At 71.3% G+C, this 6,681-nt stretch carries 7 protein-coding genes; 5 read left to right on the forward strand and 2 right to left on the reverse strand.

The window, feature by feature from the left end; translation table 11 throughout:
- A partial coding sequence (locus QR78_RS33000) for a thiamine pyrophosphate-binding protein (RefSeq protein WP_141657946.1) occupies positions 1 to 128 on the reverse strand: 128 nt, incomplete at its 3' end.
- A gap of 238 nt (positions 129 to 366) precedes the next feature.
- On the opposite strand from QR78_RS33000, the gene QR78_RS19345 reads away from it, so the two are divergent.
- The 5 genes from QR78_RS19345 to QR78_RS19365 all read left to right on the forward strand — a co-directional run bounded on the left by QR78_RS19345 (position 367) and on the right by QR78_RS19365 (position 5,324).
- Positions 367 to 801 (forward strand): RusA family crossover junction endodeoxyribonuclease, encoded by a 435-nt coding sequence (locus tag QR78_RS19345; protein WP_202972693.1) that lies wholly within the window; start codon positions 367 to 369, stop codon positions 799 to 801.
- A complete protein-coding gene (locus QR78_RS19350) occupies positions 798 to 1,481 on the forward strand; it encodes a hypothetical protein (protein WP_048429202.1) in 684 nt (227 codons plus the stop codon). Before QR78_RS19345 ends, QR78_RS19350 begins: the two co-directional genes overlap by 4 nt.
- A gap of 129 nt (positions 1,482 to 1,610) precedes the next feature.
- Positions 1,611 to 2,672, forward strand: coding sequence for a zinc-binding metallopeptidase family protein (locus tag QR78_RS19355; protein WP_048429203.1), 1,062 nt, complete (start codon positions 1,611 to 1,613; stop codon positions 2,670 to 2,672).
- Between the two features lie 142 nt (positions 2,673 to 2,814).
- A complete protein-coding gene (locus tag QR78_RS19360; RefSeq protein ID WP_048429204.1) occupies positions 2,815 to 3,843 on the forward strand; it encodes a fumarylacetoacetate hydrolase family protein in 1,029 nt (342 codons plus the stop codon).
- Positions 3,844 to 4,067: 224 nt separating this feature from the next.
- The gene (locus QR78_RS19365; protein ID WP_048429205.1) at positions 4,068 to 5,324 is read left to right on the forward strand and encodes a pilus assembly protein TadG-related protein; all 1,257 of its coding nucleotides are present in this window, start codon (positions 4,068 to 4,070) and stop codon (positions 5,322 to 5,324) included.
- Between the two features lie 46 nt (positions 5,325 to 5,370).
- Here QR78_RS19365 and QR78_RS19370 read toward each other — a convergent pair.
- On the reverse strand, positions 5,371 to 6,681 hold a 1,311-nt coding region (locus QR78_RS19370), incomplete at its 5' end, for an aminotransferase-like domain-containing protein (RefSeq protein WP_048429206.1).

The raw sequence follows: 6,681 nt of genomic DNA on the forward strand, positions 1-6,681 counted from the left end.
ACCGCCCGCATCCCCTCGACCCGGTCGAGGGCGGCGACGAAGTGCATCTCCGAGGTGCCCGGATTGGTGAAGCAGACCTCGACGCCCCCCGCCACCAGGGTGCGCACCAGGCTCTCGGCCCCGTTCATCGCCATCGGCATCTCCTCATCGCGCGGGCATCTGGCGGCCCGGTTCGTGTTCGCGCCTCCGGTGATAGGGGATTTCGCCGATGGGGTGTGAGGGCGTGGGGGGCATGGGTGTCCGCCATGAGCCTGGCTTCCCGGTGACCTGCCCTGCGGGCGATGATAGGCTGAGCCCGGGACGCAGACACGTCCGATCGCTCATGCACGGTTCGGCTGCCGAATGGACGACCCGCGAAGGGACGACTTGGACGATGATCTTGCCGTTCCCTTCCCGCTCGAGTTCGTGATCCAGCGGACACCTCGTTCGCTTCAGGCCTCCAGCAAGGCGAGAGAAGCCTGGAAGTCGACGATCGGCGAGGCTGCAAGAGACCGGATCGCATCAAGCCGGGAATTTACTTTTCTGGACAGACGACCCTTGTCCGTGACGATCTTCTACTTTCCGCCCGAACCCATGCAGGGCGACATCGACAACATCGTGAAGCCCATCCTCGATGGGATGTGGGGCATCGTCTATCCAGACGATCAGGTGGTTGAAAGGGTGATCGTGCAGAAATTCGAGCCGGACGTGTATGTGGAGTTCGGATCTCTCACGGACACGCTTCAGCGGGCCGCCGCCGCGAACCGCCCGGTTCTCTATGTGATGGTCGATGACGGTACCGGTTGGAGGCGAGTGCCATGACCGTCCAAGTGTCGTCCGACGACGATCTCGCGCATCAGACGCGCCGCCTGCTGGACAGCCTGCGGAAGGACGCGGAGCGTCGCGGCTGGACGTTCCATGCGCCACCGCCGAAGGCGGCGGTCCCCGACTTCGCGGAGGATTACGAACCCGACGCCATGATGATCACGCCCGAGGGCGGAGTGATGATTGCGATCACGACGCGAAGCAGCCTCGCCCGCAACGCGCGGCTGGCCGAGATTGCCCAGAGGGTGTCCGAACAACCCGGATGGTCCTTTCGCGTGTTCTACGCGAACACGTCCGATCCGCCCGACCCGTCGACCCCTCCGTCGACCGTCGAGGAGATCGCGTCGAGCATCACCGAGGTTCGTGCCCTGGACGAGACCGGCCACGGACGTGCGGCGCTGGTGATGGGATGGGCCACCTTGGAGGCCATCGCCCGCCTGGTCGTGGACCGGCACGGCATCGGCCCGGCCAAGCCTCTCTCGCCGATTCAGGCCGTTCAGGTCCTGGTTCAAGAAGGTTACCTCGACGACGACGATGCTCGCCGCCTGAGGTCGCTGGCGCGGGTCCGGAACGAGATCGTGCATGGTGGTCTGGGCGTCGCGATCTCGCCCACGGACCTCGCCGGGTTGATCGAGGATCTGGAGGACATGGCAGGCGTCCTTCGACAGGCCGCGTAGCTCACGGACACCGAAGTGGCCGGCCGGACCACGACATCGAGGCGCCGGACAAGGCAGCATCGCAACCCCCGCACCCCTAGCACGTTCGTTGCACCGTGCGGCGGGCGGTCGCGCCCGGTGGAGAGCCCGATGAAACTGTTCCAGTGCCAGTCCTGCGGCAATATCCTGTATTTCGAGAACCGGGCCTGCCAGCGCTGCGGCCACACCCTCGCCTACCTGCCCGAGACCCGCACGCTCTCCGCGCTCGCGCCGGCCGGGGGCGAGGACTGGAGCCCGCTCGCGGTGCCGGACCGGCCGAGCCGGTTCTGCGCCAACGCGGTGCACGATGCCTGCAACTGGCTGGTGCCGCCGGGCTCCGGCGACGCCTTCTGCCTCGCCTGCCGCCACAACGGCACGATTCCCGACGTCTCGAACCCCGAATACCTCGCCAAGTGGCGCGAGATGGAGTTCGCCAAGCACCGGCTCTTCTATAGCCTCCTGCGCTGGAACCTGCCGCTGAAGACCCGGGCCGAGGATCCCGAGCACGGCCTGATCTTCCACTTCCTGGCCGACCCGCCGGAGAATCAGGGCCCGAAGGTGATGACCGGTCACGACAACGGCGTCATCACCATCGCGCTCGTCGAGGCCGACGACGCCGAGCGCGAGAAGCGCCGGCGCGAGATGGGCGAGCCCTACCGCACCCTGCTCGGGCATTTCCGCCACGAGGTCGGGCACCATTACTGGGACCTTCTGGTGCGCGATGCCGGGAGGCTGGAGGCCTGCCGGGCGGTGTTCGGCGACGATTCGCAGGACTACAACGCGGCGCTCCAGCGCCACTACGAGCAGGGTACGCCGGCCAACTGGCAGGAGACCCACGTCTCGGCCTACGCCACCACCCATCCGTGGGAGGATTTCGCCGAGACCTGGGCGCATTACCTGCACATCGTCGACACGCTGGAGATGGCGAGCGCCTTCGGGATGCAGGTCCACCCGCTCCTCGACGCGGGCGGCGAGCTCGCGGCGCGGATCGACTTCGACCCCTACGAGGCGCAGGGCATCGAGCAGATCGTGGCCGCCTGGCTGCCCTTCGTGTTCGCGTTGAACAGCGTCAACCGGGCGATGGGCCAGGGCGACCTCTACCCCTTCGTGCTGGCGCCGCCGGTCATCGCCAAGCTCGGCTTCATCCACGGCCTCGTCCACGGGACGATCTGACGGAAGGGAACCCCTCCCCGGCCGTAGCCTCCGCGGCCGGGGCGGTCCATGATGGAACGCCGCGCCCGACGAACCGGGCCGCGGGCCTGCCGTCTCGGCAGGCTCGGACGCCCGCAACAGCGGGCGACAGGAGGGACGCCGAATGAAGCTCGCCAGCCTCAAGCACGGCCGCGACGGCCGCCTCGTCGTTGTCTCGCGCGACCTGACTCGCGCCACCGACGCCTTCATCGTGGTACCGACGCTCCAGCGGGCCCTCGACGACTGGGAGCGCTATGCCCCGGCCCTCGCGGCCCTGGCCGAGCAGCTCGAGCACGGCTCGGTGCCCTCGTTCCGCTTCCACGAGCACGATTGCGCCGCTCCCCTGCCCCGCGCCTATGCCCGCCGGCACGCCGCCGCCTGGCCGGGCTACCCGGCCCTGCTGCGCCAAGCCGCCGGCGCCGAGGCGGCGGGGAGCGAGGCGGGCCGCCTGCGCCACGCCCCCTCGGACGGGTTCCTGGGCCCCCGCGAGCCGCTCGCCGCCGACGATCCCGCCGCCTCCCTCGACCTGTCGGCGGGCCTCGCGGTGATCACCGGCGACCTCGCCCGGGGCGCCGGGATGGCCAAGGCCGAGGGCGCGATCCGGCTGGTGACGCTGGTGGCGGAGGTGATCCGCCACGACCGCCTGCGGCCCGATGGACTCGACCTCGACGGCGCCGAGGCACCGGCGCTCGCCGCCAGTCTCGCCCCCGTGGCGGTGACGCCCGACGAGCTGGAGGGCGCCTGGCGCGACGGTACGCTGCACCGCCCGCTCCTCGTCAGCCGCAACGGCAAGGCGCTCGGCTGCCCGGACGCGGGCGCCGACATGACCCAGGGCCTGGTCGCTCAAGGCCTCGTCGCTCAAGGCCTCGTCGGTCTGGTGGCGGAGGCGGCGCGTCACCACGCCCTCGGCGCCGGCACGCTGATCAGCGCCGGTCCGGTCTCGAACCGCGGCATCGACGGCGGGCCGGGCCGGGCCACGGCCGAGGGCGGGGCGGGCTATGCCTGCCTGGCCGAAGCCCGTGCCGCCGAGGTCCTGACCGGCGGCTGGGCCCGGACGCCCTACCTGACGGCGGGCGACCGCATGCGGGTCGAGATGAAGGATACCGGCGGGCACTCGATCTTCGGGGCGATCGAGCACGACGTGACCGCCTGAGGCGAACGAACCCGGCGCGGCCCCGCATCGCCGCGCCGGATCCACCAATACCGGGCACAGGGCGGAATACACGTAACCTCGTAAGACCACGAGCGGGCGAAGGCGTTAGGCTTTTGTTCGGACTCGACCGGCAGAGATGGGCGAAGCTGACGTTGTGGAAGCCGGGAGACAACTGTCGATAGCAGTGTCTTTCTTCTACAACTTGAGTAGCCGCCTGCCGCACGATGACGTTCCGCCCGAATCCCGCCCCGTCCCTCTTCGTCCGCTTCCGGCGCTGCCGGCGCGGCTCGGTGATCGTCGTGCTGGGGCTGCTGCTGCCGATCCTGGCGATGGCGGCGGTCGGCGTCGCCGAGGTCTCGGAGGTGATGCTGGCGAAGTCGAAGCTGCAGAGCTACGTCGATGCCGCGGCGATCCAGGGCGCGGGCGAGTTCGGCGTCGACCAATCCTCCGCCACGGCGGAGCGGGTCCGCCTCGCCGCGGACGGGATGGCCGCTCCCTTGCGCCTGCGCTGGACGATCACGTCGAGCGCGACCGTCGATACCGCCGCCCGCACCGTGACGGTGCTGCAGACCGGGCACCGGGCCTCGTTCTTCCGCAACATGCTGCCGCCGGGCGGCTGGACCATCGAGGCCAAGGCGACGGCGATCCGCACCGCGCGGAAGCCGCTCTGCGTGCTGGGCTCCCAAGACTCCGTCGGCCTCGGCGCGCCGGTCGCCGTCGGCCTGAGCGACAACTCGGCGATCACCGCCAACGACTGCCTCGTCCAGAGCAACGCCAACCTGGCGGCGGGGGCGGCCACGGCCCTGTGGGCGGGCGAGGTGCGGGCGTCGGGCAGCGCCACCGGCCCGGTGCGCCCGGTCCCGGTCACCGACGCGCCGACGATGGCGGATCCCTTCGCCAAGATGCGCATCGACGTGCCGCTCGTATGCGACGACGTGCTCACGCTCAACATCGGCAGCGGCACCACCTACCTCAATCCCGGCGTCCATTGCGGCGAGCTGACCCTGCTGGGGATGACGACCATCGTGCTCCGGCCCGGCGAGCACTATTTCGTCGGCCCGATCCTCAACCTCCTCGGGCAATCCACCATCACCGGCACCGACGTCGTGCTGATCTTCAAGGGCCTGCTGTCGGCCCAGGTCATCGGCATGGCCAAGCTCGAGATCGAGGGCCGCAAGAGCGGACCCTATGCGGGCTTCGCCTTGATCACCGACCGCAGCTACTTCGGCGACTTCGGGATCTCGACCAACAACGCCCGCAAGATCGTCGGCACGATCTACCTGCCGAATGCCAGCCTCACGGTGAGCGGATACGGCAATCGGATCGCCGACCAGTCGCCCTGGACGGTCGTGGTGGCGCGCTCGATCCGCACCTTCGGCAGCGCCAACCTGATGATCAACGCCAACTACACCTCCTCGGCCGTGCCGGTGCCGTCGGGCGTCGGCCCGGCGAAGGACCAGCCGGTCCGCCTGTCGCAGTGACGGCGGGCCGGCGGCGGACGGGCCCGGCGGCCGGGAAGGCCCGCGCCTACTCGACGACCTGATCGTCCCCCGCGAGGGCGAGGCGGCGCAAGGAATCGAGGGCCCGCGCGAGATCGGCCCGTGCCGGCGCCGCGAGGGCGAGCCGGACGGCGTTCGGGGCATGGCCCGGGCTGACCGCGAAGGAGGAGGCCGGGATGAGCGCGATGCCCCGGCGCAGGGCGGCCGCGGCGTAGGCCTCGGCCCGCCAGGTCTCCGGCAGGGCGAGCCAAAGGTGGTAGGCCGCCGCGTCGCCCGTCACCGGCAGGCCGGCGAGGCAGGTCCGGGCGATCGCCTGCCGCTCGGCCGCGTCGATCCGCTTGGCGCGGGCGAGCCGGGCGGCCGACCCGTCCTCCATCCAGCGCGTGCCGGCGGCGAGCGCGAGCCCCATCGCGCTCCAGCCGCCCTGGCGCACCGAGGCCGCGAGGCGATCCGCCATCTCGGGCGGGCTCACGATCATCCCGACGGTCAGGCCCGGCATGACGCGCTTCGACAGGCTGTCGACCAGGATGGTGCGCTCGGGCGCCAGGGCGGCGATGGAAGTCGTCTCGCGCAGGAAGCCGTAGACGGCGTCCTCCACGAGGGTGAGCCCCGTCTGCGCCAGGACCGCGGCGATCTCGGCCCGGCGCCCGGGGCCCATCGTCAGCCCGAGCGGGTTCTGCAGCGTCGGTTGCAGGTAGAGCCCGCTCAGCGGCGCGGCGCGGTGCGCCTGGAGGATGGCCTCCGGCCGCACGCCCTCGCCGTCGAGGGGGAGCGGCACGAGGGCGATGCCGAGCCGCGCCGCGATGCCCTTGACCACCGGATAGGTCAGCGGCTCGCAGCCGATGCGCTCCCCCGGCGGGGCGAGCGTCGCCAGGGCGGCGGCCAGCGCCTGGCGCCCGTTGCCGGTGAACAGGAGGCCTGCCGGATCGGGCACGAAGCCCTCGTGCGCCAGGAAGCGGGCGGCGACGCCCCGCGCCTGCGGCGTGCCGGCCGGACCGTACTGGGTCAGCGCCGCATCGGTCGCGCCGCGCCCGAGCCCCGCCAGGGTCTCGGCGAGCAGGGCCTCCTGCTCGGGCAGGCGGGACATCGTGCGCTGGAGGTCGAGGGCGGCCGGCGGCGGCTCCGGCCGGATCGGCTCGGGCGCGCCGAGGTCGGAGCGGATGTAGGTGCCGCGCCCGACCTCGCCGAGGACGAGGCCGCGTCGCGCCAGCTCGGCGTAGACCCGGCTCGCCGTCGAGACGGCGATGCCGCGGGCATAGGCGAAGTCGCGTTGCGGCGGCAGCCGGTCGCCCGGGCGCAGCGTTCCGTCGGCGATCTCCGCCGCCACCGCGTCGGCGAT

The sequence above is a fragment of the Methylobacterium indicum genome (genome assembly GCF_001043895.1).
GTDB classification, from domain to species: domain Bacteria; phylum Pseudomonadota; class Alphaproteobacteria; order Rhizobiales; family Beijerinckiaceae; genus Methylobacterium; species Methylobacterium indicum.